The sequence below is a fragment of the Solibacillus sp. FSL R7-0668 genome, assembly GCF_038006205.1.
Classification (GTDB): Bacteria; Bacillota; Bacilli; order Bacillales_A; family Planococcaceae; genus Solibacillus.
This window is the reverse complement of record NZ_JBBOUU010000001.1, coordinates 3,971,706-3,988,176: the sequence shown is the minus strand read 5'-3', so window position 1 is coordinate 3,988,176 and position 16,471 is coordinate 3,971,706. Positions and strand designations below refer to the sequence as shown.

The following is a 16,471-nucleotide window of genomic DNA, read 5'->3' as shown; positions in this document are numbered from 1 at the left end:
GCTCGTTCTTCCTTTCATAAGTCAGTTCAATATTGATTCGTATATAAATAAAGAAAGGCTCTGTTAAAAAATAATTAATAGAAAACAGAGCTATTTTTAGTATGCATTTTTAAGTAAAATGGCATCTCATACACATAACCACATGTTGTGGATAAACGTTATTCAAATTCAGTGGAAATCTTTGTCCACAGATTATTAACAATTGTGGATAAAATATTTCCCAGAAAAGATTTCCACAAAGTAAAACACAACTATCGTATCAAATAAAGTGTGTTAATTCAATACTTAAACGACTTTATCCACATAATAATAAACTATACACGTACAAGTTGTCCACAGGTATTGTTTATGTGAAAAAGTTGTAGATAACGGTTGTGGATAAATTTTAAGCAAAAATAATTATGCACAGCGTTTATTTAAACTATGAAAAATTTTGTGGATAACTGTTTTAAAGGAATGGGAGGGGGATTGTAAGAGGACCTGTAAATAAAAATAGAAAAATTAAATAGAGCCATTGACAAAGAGTACTATTTATTTATATAATGTCATGGTCTGTATGTAGAAATAGATATAGTAACACTCAGATTCAGGAGGTGTATATAAATGAAACGTACGTACCAACCTAAAAAACGTAAGCACAGCAAAGTTCACGGTTTCCGCGCTCGTATGAGTACAAAAAACGGCCGTAACGTATTAGCTCGTCGTCGTAAAAAAGGAAGAAAAGTATTATCAGCATAAGTCCACTGAGCCACATCAGTGGTCTTTTTTTCTTTTATATTGTACGAAGCAAAAAAGTACCAATGATTAGATGGAGCAGGTGAATGGATAATGAATAAACGCCAACGCATTAAGAAAAATGAAGATTTTCAAAAGGTGTTTAAAAAAGGTAAGTCATTTGCGAATCGCCAATTTGTCGTGTATTGCTTAAAGCAGCAGGACCAACAGGCGTTTCGTATTGGCTTATCAGTGAGCAAAAAAGTAGGAAACGCAGTCACACGTGTTCAAGTGAAGCGTTATATTCGCCAAGCTTTTCTGGAAATGAAAGATGAAGTAAAACAAGATTACGATTATGTTATTATCGCCAGAACGCAGGCGGCCATGTTAGATTTTCATGAAACTAAAAAAAGCTTGCAGCATGTTTTGAAAGTTGCAAGAGTGTATAAAGGTTCACCAAAGCAATAATGCAAAAACAAGATTTCACGCTATATGGCGCGGAATCTGTTTTTCTAATAGGCAATATTTTTTAAATAAACAATTCAATAGTTTGAAATAAAAAGGGATTAATTTTTAAATTATCGAAACAATTAGTAGTGTACAAATAGGCGCACATGATAAACTGGTGTCATATTAACTGAATAGTTTTGCTTTAGGAGGAAGAAGATTGAAGAAAAATCTTTGGATAATGCTGTCGCTTGTATCAGTTGCTTTACTGTTATCAGGCTGTACAGAGTTTGACCAACCGATTTCATCTAAAAGTGAAGGCTTTTGGAATGAATACATCGTTTGGCCACTAGTATCATTTATCAAACTATTTGCAGATATGTTTGAAGGCAATGTAGCGAATTATGCGTTTGCAATTATTATTGTAACAATTATTATTCGTTTAATCATTTTACCTTTGACGATCAAGCAAGTTAAAAGCTCTAAAAAAATGCAAGAAATTCAACCGAAGTTAAAAGAGTTACAAGCAAAATATAGCTCTAAAGACGCGGTTACACAACAAAAATACCAGCAAGAAATGATGCAGTTAATGCAAACTTCTGGGGTTAACCCACTAGCTGGATGTTTACCAATTTTTATCCAAATGCCAATTTTAATTGGTTTCTATCATGCAATTAGCCGTATGAATGCGACACCTGCATTTGAGTTAGGTTCATTTTTATCGGTTCCATTAGCAGAACCAAGTATTGTATTTGCCGTTATTGCGGGTCTAATTCAGTATGTTGTGCTAATGACGGGTCCAGCTGTAGATAACCCACAAATGAAAATTATGATGTACATTATGCCATTAATGATCGTTGGTTTCGGTATTATCTTACCGGCAGCACTTTCATTATACTGGGTAGTAGGTAACATCATTTCTGTATTACAAAACCTTGCAATTTATAAACCTTGGAATAAAAATAAACCGGATGCTACTGACAAAGGGGCGAAATAAGTGAAACAAACTACGCAAATAGGCGCAACAGTAGAAGAAGCGATCTCATTAGCGTTACAAAAGCTTGGCCATAGTCGTGAACAAGTTGATGTGGAAGTTTTACAAGAAGGTAAAAAAGGATTTTTAGGTTTCGGAGCACGTAACGCAGAAGTTTGTGTAACGGTAAAAGAAAGTATTCAACAACAAGAAAGTGAAGCCGTTTTAGTAAAAGAGACTCCTGAAAAGGAAGTCGAAATTGAAGAAGCGGTGAAACAAGAGCTAATATCTGTACACGATGTGCAATTAATGGAGCAAGAAATTGCACAAGTTGACCCAATTGAAGCAGCAAAAAACTACTTGATGAGCATTGCTTTAGAAATGGGTGTTACAGATTTAGCAATTGAACATACTTCAGATGGCAAGAACGTGTCATTTAAGTTATCAAGTGAAAAAGCCGCATTACTAATTGGTAAGCGCGGGCTAACATTGAACGGCTTGCAACAATTAACGCAGCTTATTTTAAACAAATCAGCAAAATCGTTTATGATTTTACAAATGGATGTAGAAGATTATCGTGAACGTCGCCAAGTCGCATTAGAACAGCTTGCTGCTCGTATGGCTGACAAAGCAATTCGTACACGAAAACCGGTTGCATTCGAACCAATGGCATCATACGAGCGCAAAATCATTCATAATGCTTTAGCAAATCGTTTAGATATCGAAACACATTCAGAAGGTACTGAACCGAATCGTTATTTAGTCATTGAACCAGTGAAATAAACATTTAGACAACGGCGACTTATTCTTTTGGGATAGGTCGTTTTTTTGTGACTGTTTCGAAAAACTTCATTACTTTAGATTTTGCTTAAAATATGTTAGTCTAAATTGTTAGAAAGTATAGCTCGGAAGTGAGTTATCCACATGTGGATAACGCTGATATAGGAGGATATAAATGGAATTCGATACGATTACTGCAATATCCACACCAATGGGAGAAGGTGCTATTGCAATTGTCCGTTTAAGTGGCGATGAAGCAGTAGCAATTGCAGATAAAATATTTAAATCACCAAACAATAAACGCTTAATGGAAGTCCCAACACATACGATTCACTACGGCCATTTAGTTGATCCAAAAACAGATGAAGTTGTAGAAGAAGTAATGCTGTCCTTGATGCGTGGTCCTAAAACATTTACACGTGAAGATGTTGTAGAGATTAATTGTCATGGTGGTATTGTGTCAGTAAATCGTGTATTACAGCTTGTGTTACGTTCAGGTGCGCGTTTAGCAGAGCCTGGGGAATTTACGAAGCGTGCCTTTTTAAATGGCCGTATCGACCTGTCACAAGCAGAGGCTGTCATGGATTTAATCCGTGCAAAGACAGACCGCGCGATGAATGTCGCACTCAATCAAATGGACGGGAAATTATCTCGTTTAATCACATCACTACGCCAAGCATTAATCGAAACGCTTGCACAAGTCGAAGTGAATATTGATTATCCAGAATATGATGATGTAGAGGAAATGACGATTCCAGTGCTACAGGAAAAATGCGGCTGGGTACGTGATGAAATTATTAAGCTTTTACAAACGTCATCGCAAGGTAAAATTTTACGTGAAGGTTTGTCGACGGTTATATTAGGTCGTCCAAATGTAGGGAAATCTTCACTTTTAAATAGTTTAGTGCAAGAAAACAAAGCAATTGTTACGGATATTGCCGGGACAACGCGTGATATCATTGAAGAATATGTAAATGTGCGCGGCGTACCTTTACGCTTAGTTGATACAGCAGGTATTCGTGAAACGGAAGATATTGTTGAGCGTATTGGCGTAGAGCGTTCACGAGAGGCGTTAAAAGATGCAGACTTAATTTTACTCGTTTTAAACTACGGTGAGGAATTAACGGTAGAAGACGAGCGTTTATTTGAAACGATTCAAGCGATGGATTACATCGTTGTTGTCAATAAAACTGATATCGAACGTAAAATCGATTTAAATCGTGTACATGAGCTTGCAGGAAAGCATCGTGTTGTGACGACTTCACTATTAAAAGAAGAGGGTGTAATCGAGCTTGAAGAAGCCATTGCGGCACTCTTCTTTGAAGGACAGGTAGAGTCACAGGATTTAACCTATGTTTCCAATGCACGTCATATCGCGCTATTACATCAGGCTCAAGCCGTAATAGAAGAGGCATTACAAGCAGCAGAAGCGGGTGTACCGGTGGATATGATTCAAATCGACGTTACGCGTACTTGGGAAATTCTCGGCGAAATTATTGGTGATACTGTGCAGGAAAGCTTAATTAACCAGCTGTTCTCACAATTCTGTTTAGGAAAATAACTGAAGTGCTTTTAAAGCAGAAATTCAGAAAGGAAGAACATCCATGTCAACACAATATGAAGCAGGTAATTATGATGTAATTGTTGTCGGTTCAGGCCATGCTGGTGTTGAAGCTGCTTATGCCGCAGCAAAAACTGGCGCAAAAACATTAATGCTCACAATCAACTTAGAATTAATCGCGTTCATGCCATGTAATCCATCAGTCGGCGGTCCTGCAAAAGGGATTGTTGTACGTGAAATCGATGCATTAGGTGGTCTTATGGGACGCGTTATCGATAAAACATATATTCAAATGCGTATGCTAAATACAGCAAAGGGTCCAGCAGTACGTGCATTACGTGCTCAAGCGGACAAGCAGCTTTACCAACGTGAAATGAAGCGCTTATTAGAGGACGAGGAAAATCTTCAAATTCGCCAAGCAATGGTAGAAGAATTAATTATTGAAGATGGCCAAGTAAAAGGTGTGCTTACACAAGTAGGTGCTATCTACCGTGCAGATGCAGTTATTTTAACAACAGGTACTTTTTTACGCGGTGAAATCATTCTCGGTGATTTAAAATATTCATCTGGTCCAAACAACCAACAGCCATCGATTAAATTAGCGGATAACTTAAAAGAACTTGGATTTGATATGGTGCGTTTCAAAACAGGTACGCCTCCACGTGTAAATAGCCGTACGATTGATTATTCAAAAACAGAAATTCAACCGGGTGACGAAGAGCCACGTGCATTCAGCTATGAAACAACAGAATTTATTACCGATCAGCTACCTTGTTGGTTAACCTATACGAGCGAAAATACGCATGACATCATTAATGCGAACCTACACCTTTCACCGATGTTCTCCGGTATGATTAAAGGAACAGGTCCGCGTTATTGCCCGTCAATTGAAGACAAAATTACACGCTTTGCGGATAAGCCACGTCATCAAATTTTCTTAGAGCCAGAAGGACGTGACACGCAAGAAGTTTACGTTCAAGGCTTCTCAACATCTTTACCAGAGCATGTGCAGCGTAAAATGGTTGCCTCCATTCCGGGCTTAGAAAATGCAGAAATTATGCGCGCGGGCTATGCCATTGAGTATGATGCGATAGTGCCGACACAGTTATGGCCAACGCTTGAAACAAAAGCGATTCAAGGCTTATATACGGCAGGTCAATTAAATGGTACGTCAGGCTATGAGGAAGCAGCAGGCCAAGGCTTAATGGCTGGGATAAATGCAGGTCTGAAAGTACAAGGCAAAGAAGAAGTGATTCTTTCGCGTTCTGATGCTTACATCGGCGTGTTAATTGATGACCTAGTAACAAAAGGTACAAACGAGCCATACCGCTTATTAACATCACGCGCAGAATATCGTTTACTACTGCGTCATGACAATGCCGATCTACGTTTAACAGATGTGGGTCATCAAGTAGGCTTAATTTCGGATGAACGCTATGCGCGCTTTACGAAAAAACGTCAGCAAATAGAAGACGAAATTGCTCGTTTACGCAGTATTATCGTGAAACCGAATGAGCAGACACAGGCTACGGTACGCTCAGTAGGTGGTACAGAGTTAAAAGATGGTATTCGTGCTTCAGACTTTGTGAAACGTACAGAAATGACCTATGATTTAGTAGCAGGTTTAATTGAGCCAACTGAAGAAGTATTAAGTGAAGAAGTTCGCGAGCAAGTTGAAATTCAATTGAAATATGAGGGCTATATTCAAAAGGCGCTTCAACAAGTAGAAAAAACGAAAAAGCTAGAGGATAAAAAAATCCCAGAAAATATTGATTATGATGCAATTAGTAGCTTAGCTACAGAGGCGTTACAAAAATTAAAGCAAGTGCGCCCGCTATCCATCGCACAGGCATCGCGTATCGCAGGTGTGAACCCAGCGGATATTTCGATTTTACTTGTCTATATTGAACAAGGAAAAATTGCAAAAGTCAGTCATTAATGAAGTAGAGCGTCTTGTTCAAAGGCGCTCGTTCTTTATGTATGATAAGCTAACAAGAATGACTTATATTGTATAAAAGGAGCGTTATTATGAACGAGCAGCAGTTTATTGAAGCCCTCAAGCAAAAGGGCATCGAGCTTTCTGAAGGGCAAATCGCACAGTTCCGCAAATACTTTGAGCTATTAGTAGAGTGGAATGAAAAAATGAACTTAACAGCAATTACAGATTTAGAAGGTGTCTACTTAAAACACTTTTACGATTCCATTAGCGCGTCATTTTACTTTGATTTCACAAAAGTAACAACCGTGTGTGATGTTGGTGCAGGCGCGGGCTTCCCTAGTATCCCAATTAAAATTTGTTTCCCACATTTAGAGATTACGATTGTCGATTCTTTAAATAAGCGCATTACGTTTTTAAATCACTTAACGAATGAATTAAACTTAGATCACATGTCATTCGTCCATGCAAGAGCAGAAGAGTTCGGTCAAAATGCCAACTACCGTGAGCAGTTTGATGTTGTTACAGCACGCGCAGTTGCACGTCTATCTGTTTTATCGGAGCTATGTATCCCACTTGCAAAAGAGGGTGGTTACTTTGTTGCACTAAAAGCAGCAGCTGGGGCAGAAGAAATGAAGGATGCCGCAAAAGCGATTACAACATTAGGGGCAAAATTAAAAGAAGAGTTCGCGTTCCTTTTACCAGTCGAAGAAAGTGAGCGTTCGCTTTATGTTTTTGATAAAGTAAAAGCAACACCAAAAAAATACCCACGTAAACCAGGTGTTCCGAATAAAACACCGATAAAATAAATCTAGTAAATTGAGAGAAAAATATAAATTATGAAATGTTTTCGTCTTTTGATGCATACATAATTATATTTATGTTAATTTTTATAAAATTACTGTTCATTGGACACTGTACATTTTTGAATGAATCAGAAATAATATTGTATATGAACTAGACAGTTTCTTAAAGGTGGTGCCACACGGATGAGAAGTACTTTTTCACGTTTTTTCGGAGGCGGGACTAAGGAGCAGCCAGAAGTAAACAGTGAAGTAGAAGTAATGGAGAATATCTCGATGGCTTCAGAAGAAGTAGTTAAAATTCCAATAGATAAAATTATTCCGAACCGTTATCAGCCACGTACAGTTTTTGATGATGAGAAGATTGAAGAATTAGCAAGAACAATTCATACACATGGTGTCATTCAACCAATTGTAATCCGCCCAATCACGGATGATGCAAGTAGCTATGAAATTATTGCCGGCGAACGTCGCTATCGTGCTATGAAATCGCTACAATGGACAGAAGTACCTGCTATTGTGCGTAATTTAAATGATCGTGAAACGGCATCGATTGCGCTTATTGAAAACCTTCAACGTGAAGAATTAACAGCTATTGAGGAAGCGCTTGCTTATCAACAATTATTAGAATTGCATTCGCTAACACAAGAGGCACTTGCTCAGCGTTTGGGGAAAGGCCAATCAACCGTTGCCAATAAATTACGTTTATTAAAGCTTCCCCAATTTGTGCAGGATGCTATATTAAATCGTGAAATTTCAGAGCGTCATGCACGAGCATTAATTGCGATTAAAGATGAGCAATTACAAATGCAATTAATCGCTGCAACAAAAGAGTTTGATTGGAATGTAAGGCAGCTTGAAGAACAAATTCAAAAAATTCTTCAACCAGAAGAGCCAGAAGTAAAAAAACACAAATCTACTCGTAAGGCAATTAGTAAAGATGTACGTATCGCACTAAACACAATCAAGCAATCATTATCGATGGTAACCAAAAGTGGAATTAATTTAAAAACAGAGGAAGAAGATACAGAGGATTACTATCAAATCACTGTCAAAATTCCTAAGAAAAAATAAGCGACTGGCCTTCTATGTATTTTGTATGTAGAAGGTTTTTTTGTGGGCAAGAAAGAATAAACTTTAAAGGGGATCCATATAGAGAGTCAAAATTAGTTTTTCTAATGCAACTTTTTATTTCGTTTTTTGATAAGATGAGAGTAGCGGAAGAAAAAAACGTCAATAAAGTCATCATAAAATGATAGATAGATTCACTAATATACCTAAAATGAAGTGATGAAAGCAGGTGCGAGTATGGGACGTATTATTGCAATAGCCAATCAAAAGGGCGGTGTCGGTAAAACAACGACATCCGTTAATTTAAGTGCATGTTTAGCTTATTTAGGAAAGAAAGTGTTATTAATCGATATCGACCCCCAAGGTAACGCATCAAGCGGCCTCGGGGTAAAAAAGGGTGATTTGGAAAGCTGTATTTATGACGTCCTCATTAATGATGAAGATATCAAAGAGGTAATTCAACGAACGGATGTAGAAAATTTGTATATTGTGCCAACAACAATTTCGCTTGCAGGTGCTGAAATTGAGCTTGTGTCGACCATTTCACGTGAGGTCCGCTTAAAGAAGGCGGTTCAAGAAATAAAGGGGAATTTTGACTTTATTATTGTAGATTGCCCGCCATCTTTAGGATTATTAACGATCAATGCACTAACCGCAGCAGATGCGTTAATTATTCCTGTGCAATGCGAATATTATGCACTAGAAGGACTGAGCCAGCTATTATCGACGGTGCGCCTCGTACAAAAGCATTTAAATAAGGAGCTTGTGATTGATGGAGTTCTATTAACGATGCTTGATGCACGTACAAATTTAGGCTTACAAGTAATTGATGAAGTAAAGCGTTATTTCCAAGATCGAGTGTATCGCTCGATTATTCCACGTAATGTCCGTTTAAGTGAAGCACCTAGCCACGGCAAGCCTGTCATATTATACGATGCTAAATCACGTGGTTCAGAAGTATATTTAGAGTTTGCAAGGGAAGTGATTAAAAATGGTTAGAGGTTTAGGAAAAGGTATTGATGCATTGTTTCGTGAGGAAGCCGTACATAAGGAAGACCAGGTACAGCAAATTGCGATCGCTAAAATTTTGAAAAATCCATTTCAACCTCGTAAACGCTTTGATGAGGCCGCGATAGAGGAACTAGCACAATCAGTCCATGAACATGGAATTATTCAGCCCATTGTTGTTCGTAAAAATGAAAAGAAATATGAAATTGTTGCAGGTGAACGTCGTTATCGTGCGGCAAAACTTGCAGGACTAACGGAAGTACCTGTCATTGTGCGTGATTTTAATGAACAACAAATGATGGAAGTCGCGATTTTAGAAAACTTACAGCGTGAAGATTTAACGCCTATTGAAGAAGCAGAAGCGTATAATAGCCTAATTGTAAATTTAAATTTTACACAGGAGGATTTGGCCCAGCGCTTAGGTAAAAGTCGTCCACATATTGCCAATTTAATTCGTTTATTGCAATTACCTGAGGCTATACGTGAGCTTGTAAATGAAGGAAAGTTATCGATGGGGCACGGTCGCGCTTTGCTTGGTTTAAAAAATAAGCGACGTATTCCTGAAGTTGCGAATAAGGTAATGAAGGATCATTTAAATGTTCGTCAGCTTGAAAAATACATTCAAGATTTAAACGAAGCTGTTTCACGTGAAACAAAGAAATCCAACAAAGATGTGCATACGCAAGCAACGGAATCACAATTACGTGAATATTTTGGAACACAGGTACAAATTAAAAAGGCAAAGAATAAAGGGAAAATTGAAATTGAATTTTATTCAGAAGACGATTTACAGCGCATTTTGGAAATGTTAAATCTTGAAGAAGCATAATGAAAGGGCTTGTCCGGAAAATAATCAGGACAAGCCCTTTGTGTTTAGACTGGAAACTTTGGTGATGGTGGTTGATAGTCATGTATGGATTGTTACATGATCTATCGGTTCTATGAAGATATATCAAGGAATTTTGAACATGGAATTTAAGTTATACGATGCGCGTGATAAAATCGAGACTATTATGAAAAGAAAGAGGCATACTTCATGGTATTACTTGGTTCGTTTATCAATGCCCTATTGATCGTTCTTGGTGCTTTTTTTGGTCGATTAATTAAAAATATCCCAGAAACGATGCAACAAACAATCATGACGATTATCGGGTTAGTCATCGCGGTGTTAGGTATTCAAATGGGCTTAGAAAGCAATAATTTTATAATAATTGTTGTTAGCTTAGTAATGGGTACGGTTATAGGTGAATGGCTGAATCTTGAAGGGAAATTTAATCGCTTCGGGTTATGGGTGGAATCACTATTTGGAAAACGCGCGCAAAAAGGGACGATTGCTCAAGGTTTTGTAACAGCTTCTTTAATTTTTGTTATTGGCTCGATGGCAATTATTGGCGCGTTAGATAGTGGTTTGCGTAATGATCATGATGTCCTTATTACAAAGGGCATTATCGATGGTTTTATGGCAATTATTTTGGCATCAACATTAGGTATAGGAGTCATGCTATCAGCCGTGCCTGTTTTGTTCTATCAAGGGGCAATTGCATTATTAGCTGGTGTTATTAGCACCTATATTCCAACTGAGGCGCTCGATTTATTTATTAAAGAGATGACTGCTACGGGTGGTGTGATGATTTTAGCGATTGGTTTAAATATCGCGAATTTAACGAAAATCCGTGTAGCCAATTTGCTGCCAGCGATTATTATTGTAGCCATTTTGGTAGCTATTATTTTTCCGTTTCAATAAATGACGCTGCCACGCAAGTAGAAGGGCACGGGCAATTTTATCCCCCATTGAATAGGTAACATGAAGTCGCGTATTCGAAAGTACTTTGGCTTCCATAAATCCACCGATATTGACAATGCCCTTAATGGCTAAATCGCCAATTGGGGGTAATTGTTTATTGACGGCCTTCCCCGGATAGAGTGGACCAGGTTGAACTAAAATAGAACCGATGGCAGTTGACTCCCCTAAACAAGCATCGATGGCTACAATATAAGGCTCTTGTTGTTCATACAGCTGCTTATGGCGGTCGATAATATTCAGTGCATGGAGCGGTGCTTGTAATGTGCCAACAATCTCAAATGGAAATGAAAATGTTTGTTGTAATTGGCTACCTATAATAGGACCGAGTGCATCACCAGTAGAACGGTCGGTACCGATACAGCAAAATACTAAATTTTCATGATCAAATGGAATCAGTTGCAGCAAAATTTCACTTAGCTCCCACACAGCGCTTGTTTGCTCGTAATGGATGCTATAATTTTTTTCAGAGGCTTGTGTCATGTATACACTCCTTTAAATTAAAATAGAATACTCGAGAAATATGAAAAAATACGATATATTTATGCAGTATATTCAATATGCAACAACGTTATACAAGAGGTGAAAAATTTTGGAAGAAGAAATAACAATAGATATTGCTGAGACAGATCTAAAAGGTCTTGCACGCTATACGACGAAGCTTTGGGATTATGTTACAAGCCAAGCATTTTGGGATATGGTTTTAGAAGTGACTATAAAAGTTGTAGCTATTTGGGTTATTTCATATTTAGTTGTCTTCATTGGAAAAAAAGTCATTGCGCGCGTTTTTATGATACGTGTTCGTAATAATGAGCGTCGCCAAGTGACAATCGTTAAACTATTACAAAGTGTCTTAAGCTATTTAGTGTATTTCTCGGGAATCATGGGGATTTTATCTGCGTTACATATCCAAATTGCAGGTTTAATTGCAGGGGCCGGTATTGCATCGGTAGCTATTGCATTTGGTGCACAAAACTTAGTGAGAGACGTTATTACGGGATTCTTTATCATTTTAGAAGATCAATTTAGTGTTGGGGATTATGTAAGAATTGGTGCAGCAGAAGGCACCGTCATGGAAATTGGCTTACGTACGACAAAATTAAAGGGCAATAATGGAGAGCAATTTATTTTGCCAAATGGTAGCATTGCCGAAGTGGTTAACTATTCAATTAATAATTCGAAAGCTATGATTGATATGCAAGTAGCACTTGATGCTGATATTGAAAAGGTTCAAAAAATCATTCAAGATTATTTAGATACATTACCTTCCCAGCATGAGGAATTGGTAAATGCACCGCTTTTTTTAGGTGTCACGAACACAACAAGTACGGAGGCAACGATTCGAATTACGGTAGAAACATTGCCATTGCAGCAGTACGCCATTTCACGTGTAATTCGTAAGGATGTTATGGATATTTTAATGCGCAATGGTATTCCATTAGCCGTGCCGAAAATGATGTTCTATGATAAAGGGGGAGAATAGTGGATGGAAGCCAAACAATATGAGTTAAACGATGTTGTAGAGATGAAAAAGCAGCATCCATGTGGAACAAATGCATGGAAAATTATTCGACTTGGGGCAGATATTCGCATTAAATGCGAGGGCTGTGGTCATAGTGTGATGATTGCTCGCCGCGAATTTGAAAAGAAAATGAAAAAGGTGTTAAATAAGTCGGGCGAGGCTTAAGGGTAAATTAGACTTTTTAGTTGGGAATCAATATAATAGACAAGGTTATAGAATTTTAGCAAAAAATGTACTGAATATAGAAAGGTTGTGTCCAAATGGCATTAACAGCAGGGATCGTTGGTTTACCGAACGTAGGGAAATCGACGTTATTCAACGCAATTACAAAAGCAGGTGCTCTTGCGGCTAACTACCCGTTCGCAACAATCGAACCAAACGTAGGTAGCGTAACCGTTCCAGACGAGCGTTTAGACAAATTAACAGAATTAGTTACACCAAAGAAAACAGTTCCTACAACATTCGAATTTACAGATATCGCGGGTATCGTAAAAGGTGCTTCTACAGGTGAAGGGCTAGGAAATAAATTCTTAGCACATATCCGTGAAGTAGATGCCATTTGCCAAGTTGTGCGCTGTTTTGAAGACGAAAATATTACGCATGTTGCGGGTACAGTTAACCCAATCGATGACATCGAAGTCATTAACCTAGAATTAATTTTAGCGGATATGGAATCAGTAGATAAACGTATTGCGCGTGTAGCGAAAATGGCAAAGCAAAAAGATAAAGATGCCATGGTAGAAGAACCTATTCTTCAAAAATTAAAAGAAGTGTTAGAAGCTGAAAAGCCTGCTCGTGCAGCGGAACTTTCGGATGACGAGAAGAAGGTTATTAAAGGCCTACACCTACTAACAATTAAGCCAATGCTTTATGTAGCAAATGTTTCAGAGGACGAGGTAGCAGATCCAGCTGATAACAAGTATTTACAAATGGTACAAGAGTATGCTGCAGCAGAAGGCGCTCAAGTCATTACAATTTGTGCTAAAATTGAAGAGGAAATTTCTGAGTTAGAGGATGACGAGAAAAAAGAATTCTTAGCAGAACTAGGAATTGCTGAATCCGGCTTAGATCAATTAATTAAAGCTTCTTATAGCTTATTAGGATTAGCTACGTACTTTACAGCAGGTGTACAAGAGGTACGTGCTTGGACATTCCGTAAAGGCATGAAAGCGCCTCAATGTGCAGGAATCATCCATACTGATTTCGAGCGTGGCTTTATTCGTGCAGAAACAGTAGCGTTCACAGATTTAGTAGAGTACGGCTCAAAGCCAGCTGCTAAAGAAGCAGGTCGTGTACGCGCGGAAGGTAAAGAATATGTTGTCCAAGATGGCGACGTAATGGAGTTCTTATTTAACGTATAAAATAAAGATGATTTGCCGCATGCTACTGTGGACAAATCATCTTTTTAATCTATATAGACATATAATTTGGGTTGTTGTGGATCATCTTTTACCGTGGCGTCATTCGGATATTTACGCAACTCCCTATACATATAAAAATCACCAATCGCGCCAGCCATCAGTAGTGCCCCAACAATAACGACTAAAAAATTATCTATTGCTAGCCCAATAATCGTAGGTGTAACACCAGTCGTCCAAAAAGGGAGTAGCAGTGCTTTTTTCATCGCAGCGTTTGAAAGCGGCTGATGTGTTGTAGCATACGCGACACCCAGTTTTATATTGATACCGTAATCAAGGTCTTTATAGGAAACGCGACCAAAAATCATAAAGCCTAGTAAATGAAAGGTTTCATGTGAAACAATCAGTACGATATAAGCAAGAAATAAATAGATAAAATCCAACCACGAAAAATGAGCAGTAAAGCGTTGATGAATAAGTGCATTTAATAGTACGGTAAAAATAATGAGACCTATTGTCCAAATAATATTGTCACGCGCAATTTTTTGCATATTTAATTCAATAATAATTGGCTGATGATTGTTCATAAGGCACCTCCCTTATTAATGATTATAACAAAAGGTGAATAAAGATTAAGAGCGGTATTGGGTTGCGCCTAAATTGTAAGTATGATACAATTCATTGATGTGAGTAATAGAAGTTACTTACTCCTTGCTCCCTGCTAGACAGGAGAGCCCAAGTCCATAAGGAGGTGCAAACACAAATGAGAAAGTATGAATTAATGTACATTATCCGCCCAAACATTGAAGATGAGGCGAAAAAAGCTTTAACAGCTCGTTTCGAAGAGATCTTAACTTCAAATGGTGCAGAGATCGTTGAAGCAAAAGACTGGGGTAAACGTCGCTTAGCTTACGAAATCAACGACTTCCGCGAAGGTTTCTACCAAATCGTGAAAGTTAACGCTGGTACAGAAGCTATCAACGAATATACTCGTTTAGCGAACATCAGCGAAGACATCATCCGTCACATCGCTGTACGCGAAGATGACAAATAATTTTTAAATAAAAATGCTGAAAAAAGGAGGGTGCATTGATGATTAACCGTGTTGTATTAGTTGGAAGACTAACAAAGGATCCTGAGCTTCGTTATACACCAAGTGGCGTTCCAATGGCACGTTTTACAATTGCTGTAAATCGTACTTTTTCGAACCAATCTGGTGAACGTGAAGCAGATTTCATAGGCTGTATTGCCTGGAGAAAACAAGCTGAAAACTTAGCGAACTTCATGCGAAAAGGAAGTTTAATTGGTGTGGAAGGCCGTATTCAAACAGGTAGCTATGAAGGACAAGATGGGAAGCGTGTATACACAACAGATGTCGTTGCAGATGCTGTGCAGTTCTTAGAGCCGCGTGGAGGAGCAAATGCATCTCAAGGTATGCAAGGCAACCAACAATATGGTGGTGGGCAAAACTATGGTGGACAACCATCATACAATCAGCCAAACCAGCAATTTGGGGGCGCGCAACCACAAGATTCTTATGGTTCTTATCAGCAACCACCTCAAAATCAGCAAAACTATACACGTGTAGATGAAGATCCATTTGCAAATAGCAAAGGACCAATCGAGGTTTCTGAAGACGATTTACCGTTTTGAAAAATGGTAAATAAACTAAAGTGTGTAATGTGTAATAACGTTGATATACCTAAGTTTATTTACGTTTTTAATGTGTAACCAGTAACTTCTTAAAAAGTATATAAAAACAGATTATGCACATCGATTAATTGGTGTGTATAATCCTTTCCAAACCTATATATGGCAATGTTCAGACGATATACTTTAGTGTATAAGTGTGTAATTAGAATATTGTGTAATAGGGGGAAATATTAAGATTCTGGTGAGTTTATTCAGATACGTCTAATAGGATAATTAATATTCTAGTGTCGAATAGTCTACAAAAAAATTATTAAAGGAGGACACCCATAATGGCACCACGTCGCGGAGGTCGCAAACGCCGTAAAGTTTGCTACTTCACTTCAAACAACATTACGCACATCGATTACAAAGATGTAGATTTATTAAAAAAATTCATTTCTGAACGCGGTAAAATCTTACCACGTCGCGTAACAGGTACTTCTGCTAAATACCAACGTAAACTTACATCTGCAATCAAAGTTTCACGTATTATGGCTTTATTACCATTCGTTGCTGAAGAGAAATAAAATTTATTTATTAATAAAAGCACAACAGGGTTTTCATAACCTTTGTTGTGCTTTTTTATTTACGCTGTATTCACAAAGAATACTGCTCTAAAGAAAAAGTGGAGCTACTAAGATTGATTTTTATAAAAAAGATTGCTTATTTTCTCCATAGGTTGTAATAGCGATAGGTAAGGTTCAATTTTAAATGTAATGAGTAACTTCTTAAAAAGTATATAAGAACAGATTATTCACATCGATTAATTGGTGTGTGTAATCCTTTTTAAAACTTTATATGGCAA

General features: G+C 37.8%; 19 protein-coding genes. 17 read left to right on the top strand and 2 right to left on the bottom strand.

What is annotated here, in order from left to right; all coding sequences use genetic code 11:
* Window positions 1-603: 603 nt before the first annotated feature.
* From rpmH to MKX47_RS19995, 11 genes are all read left to right on the top strand, one after another.
* Window positions 604-738 (top strand): 50S ribosomal protein L34, encoded by a 135-nt coding sequence (gene rpmH / locus MKX47_RS20045; protein WP_008408389.1) that lies wholly within the window; start codon window positions 604-606, stop codon window positions 736-738.
* Between the two features lie 90 nt (window positions 739-828).
* Window positions 829-1,182 (top strand): ribonuclease P protein component, encoded by a 354-nt coding sequence (rnpA, locus tag MKX47_RS20040; RefSeq protein WP_340777662.1) that lies wholly within the window; start codon window positions 829-831, stop codon window positions 1,180-1,182.
* 199 nt (window positions 1,183-1,381) lie between these two features.
* A complete protein-coding gene (gene yidC, locus MKX47_RS20035) occupies window positions 1,382-2,158 on the top strand; it encodes a membrane protein insertase YidC (protein WP_340777660.1) in 777 nt (258 codons plus the stop codon).
* Window positions 2,159-2,917, top strand: coding sequence for an RNA-binding cell elongation regulator Jag/EloR (gene jag, locus MKX47_RS20030; protein WP_340777657.1), 759 nt, complete (start codon window positions 2,159-2,161; stop codon window positions 2,915-2,917). It abuts the gene before it with no gap.
* A gap of 172 nt (window positions 2,918-3,089) precedes the next feature.
* Entirely contained in the window at window positions 3,090-4,475 is a 1,386-nt protein-coding gene (gene mnmE, locus MKX47_RS20025; RefSeq protein ID WP_340777655.1) for a tRNA uridine-5-carboxymethylaminomethyl(34) synthesis GTPase MnmE, read from the top strand.
* A 43-nt stretch (window positions 4,476-4,518) separates the two neighbouring features.
* The gene (mnmG, locus tag MKX47_RS20020) at window positions 4,519-6,414 is read left to right on the top strand and encodes a tRNA uridine-5-carboxymethylaminomethyl(34) synthesis enzyme MnmG (RefSeq protein ID WP_340777653.1); all 1,896 of its coding nucleotides are present in this window, start codon (window positions 4,519-4,521) and stop codon (window positions 6,412-6,414) included.
* Between the two features lie 89 nt (window positions 6,415-6,503).
* Complete coding sequence (rsmG, locus tag MKX47_RS20015; protein WP_340777651.1) at window positions 6,504-7,220, top strand: 16S rRNA (guanine(527)-N(7))-methyltransferase RsmG; 717 nt, start codon at window positions 6,504-6,506, stop codon at window positions 7,218-7,220.
* A gap of 180 nt (window positions 7,221-7,400) precedes the next feature.
* Window positions 7,401-8,288 (top strand): nucleoid occlusion protein, encoded by an 888-nt coding sequence (noc, locus tag MKX47_RS20010; protein ID WP_340777649.1) that lies wholly within the window; start codon window positions 7,401-7,403, stop codon window positions 8,286-8,288.
* Window positions 8,289-8,522: 234 nt separating this feature from the next.
* A complete protein-coding gene (locus MKX47_RS20005) occupies window positions 8,523-9,284 on the top strand; it encodes a ParA family protein (RefSeq protein WP_340777646.1) in 762 nt (253 codons plus the stop codon).
* The gene (locus MKX47_RS20000; RefSeq protein WP_340777645.1) at window positions 9,277-10,122 is read left to right on the top strand and encodes a ParB/RepB/Spo0J family partition protein; all 846 of its coding nucleotides are present in this window, start codon (window positions 9,277-9,279) and stop codon (window positions 10,120-10,122) included. The genes MKX47_RS20005 and MKX47_RS20000 overlap by 8 nt, the downstream gene beginning before the upstream one ends.
* Window positions 10,123-10,329: 207 nt before the next feature.
* Window positions 10,330-11,037 carry a DUF554 domain-containing protein gene (locus tag MKX47_RS19995; protein WP_340777643.1) on the top strand — a complete coding sequence of 236 codons (708 nt, stop codon included), beginning with the start codon at window positions 10,330-10,332 and terminating at the stop codon, window positions 11,035-11,037.
* Here MKX47_RS19995 and yyaC read toward each other — a convergent pair.
* Window positions 10,954-11,577 carry a spore protease YyaC gene (yyaC, locus tag MKX47_RS19990; RefSeq protein WP_340777641.1) on the bottom strand — a complete coding sequence of 208 codons (624 nt, stop codon included), beginning with the start codon at window positions 11,575-11,577 and terminating at the stop codon, window positions 10,954-10,956. The two genes, MKX47_RS19995 and yyaC, sit on opposite strands and share 84 nt — an antisense overlap.
* A gap of 109 nt (window positions 11,578-11,686) precedes the next feature.
* On the opposite strand from yyaC, the gene MKX47_RS19985 reads away from it, so the two are divergent.
* The 3 genes from MKX47_RS19985 (at window position 11,687) to ychF (ending at window position 13,977) form a co-directional block, all read left to right on the top strand.
* Window positions 11,687-12,577, top strand: a complete 891-nt coding sequence (locus MKX47_RS19985; RefSeq protein ID WP_340777638.1) for a mechanosensitive ion channel family protein — start codon at window positions 11,687-11,689, stop codon at window positions 12,575-12,577.
* Between the two features lie 3 nt (window positions 12,578-12,580).
* Window positions 12,581-12,781 carry a DUF951 domain-containing protein gene (locus MKX47_RS19980; RefSeq protein WP_340777636.1) on the top strand — a complete coding sequence of 67 codons (201 nt, stop codon included), beginning with the start codon at window positions 12,581-12,583 and terminating at the stop codon, window positions 12,779-12,781.
* Between the two features lie 95 nt (window positions 12,782-12,876).
* Complete coding sequence (ychF, locus tag MKX47_RS19975) at window positions 12,877-13,977, top strand: redox-regulated ATPase YchF (RefSeq protein ID WP_340777633.1); 1,101 nt, start codon at window positions 12,877-12,879, stop codon at window positions 13,975-13,977.
* Between the two features lie 44 nt (window positions 13,978-14,021).
* Here ychF and MKX47_RS19970 read toward each other — a convergent pair whose 3' ends face one another.
* Window positions 14,022-14,561: a DUF3267 domain-containing protein gene (locus MKX47_RS19970; RefSeq protein ID WP_340777630.1), complete on the bottom strand. Its 540-nt coding sequence runs from the start codon at window positions 14,559-14,561 to the stop codon at window positions 14,022-14,024.
* A gap of 176 nt (window positions 14,562-14,737) precedes the next feature.
* Here MKX47_RS19970 and rpsF point away from each other — a divergent pair, with 176 nt between their 5' ends.
* From rpsF to rpsR, 3 genes are all read left to right on the top strand, one after another.
* Window positions 14,738-15,028, top strand: coding sequence for a 30S ribosomal protein S6 (gene rpsF / locus MKX47_RS19965; protein WP_340777627.1), 291 nt, complete (start codon window positions 14,738-14,740; stop codon window positions 15,026-15,028).
* 38 nt (window positions 15,029-15,066) lie between these two features.
* Window positions 15,067-15,627 carry a single-stranded DNA-binding protein gene (gene ssb, locus MKX47_RS19960; RefSeq protein WP_340777625.1) on the top strand — a complete coding sequence of 187 codons (561 nt, stop codon included), beginning with the start codon at window positions 15,067-15,069 and terminating at the stop codon, window positions 15,625-15,627.
* A gap of 326 nt (window positions 15,628-15,953) precedes the next feature.
* A complete protein-coding gene (gene rpsR, locus MKX47_RS19955) occupies window positions 15,954-16,193 on the top strand; it encodes a 30S ribosomal protein S18 (protein WP_172954456.1) in 240 nt (79 codons plus the stop codon).
* Window positions 16,194-16,471 lie beyond the last annotated feature (278 nt).

Excerpts from the sequence above, each read along its gene's own strand:
- rpmH (WP_008408389.1), top strand. The coding sequence starts at position 604 with ATGAAACGTACGTACCAACCTAAAAAACGTAAGCACAGCAAAGTTCAC.
- rnpA (WP_340777662.1), top strand. The coding sequence starts at position 829 with ATGAATAAACGCCAACGCATTAAGAAAAATGAAGATTTTCAAAAGGTG.
- mnmE (WP_340777655.1), top strand. The coding sequence starts at position 3,090 with ATGGAATTCGATACGATTACTGCAATATCCACACCAATGGGAGAAGGT.
- mnmG (WP_340777653.1), top strand. The coding sequence starts at position 4,519 with ATGTCAACACAATATGAAGCAGGTAATTATGATGTAATTGTTGTCGGT.
- rsmG (WP_340777651.1), top strand. The coding sequence starts at position 6,504 with ATGAACGAGCAGCAGTTTATTGAAGCCCTCAAGCAAAAGGGCATCGAG.
- noc (WP_340777649.1), top strand. The coding sequence starts at position 7,401 with ATGAGAAGTACTTTTTCACGTTTTTTCGGAGGCGGGACTAAGGAGCAG.
- MKX47_RS20005 (WP_340777646.1), top strand. The coding sequence starts at position 8,523 with ATGGGACGTATTATTGCAATAGCCAATCAAAAGGGCGGTGTCGGTAAA.
- MKX47_RS20000 (WP_340777645.1), top strand. The coding sequence starts at position 9,277 with ATGGTTAGAGGTTTAGGAAAAGGTATTGATGCATTGTTTCGTGAGGAA.
- MKX47_RS19995 (WP_340777643.1), top strand. The coding sequence starts at position 10,330 with ATGGTATTACTTGGTTCGTTTATCAATGCCCTATTGATCGTTCTTGGT.
- yyaC (WP_340777641.1), bottom strand. The coding sequence starts at position 11,577 with ATGACACAAGCCTCTGAAAAAAATTATAGCATCCATTACGAGCAAACA.
- MKX47_RS19980 (WP_340777636.1), top strand. The coding sequence starts at position 12,581 with ATGGAAGCCAAACAATATGAGTTAAACGATGTTGTAGAGATGAAAAAG.
- ychF (WP_340777633.1), top strand. The coding sequence starts at position 12,877 with ATGGCATTAACAGCAGGGATCGTTGGTTTACCGAACGTAGGGAAATCG.
- MKX47_RS19970 (WP_340777630.1), bottom strand. The coding sequence starts at position 14,561 with ATGAACAATCATCAGCCAATTATTATTGAATTAAATATGCAAAAAATT.
- rpsF (WP_340777627.1), top strand. The coding sequence starts at position 14,738 with ATGAGAAAGTATGAATTAATGTACATTATCCGCCCAAACATTGAAGAT.
- ssb (WP_340777625.1), top strand. The coding sequence starts at position 15,067 with ATGATTAACCGTGTTGTATTAGTTGGAAGACTAACAAAGGATCCTGAG.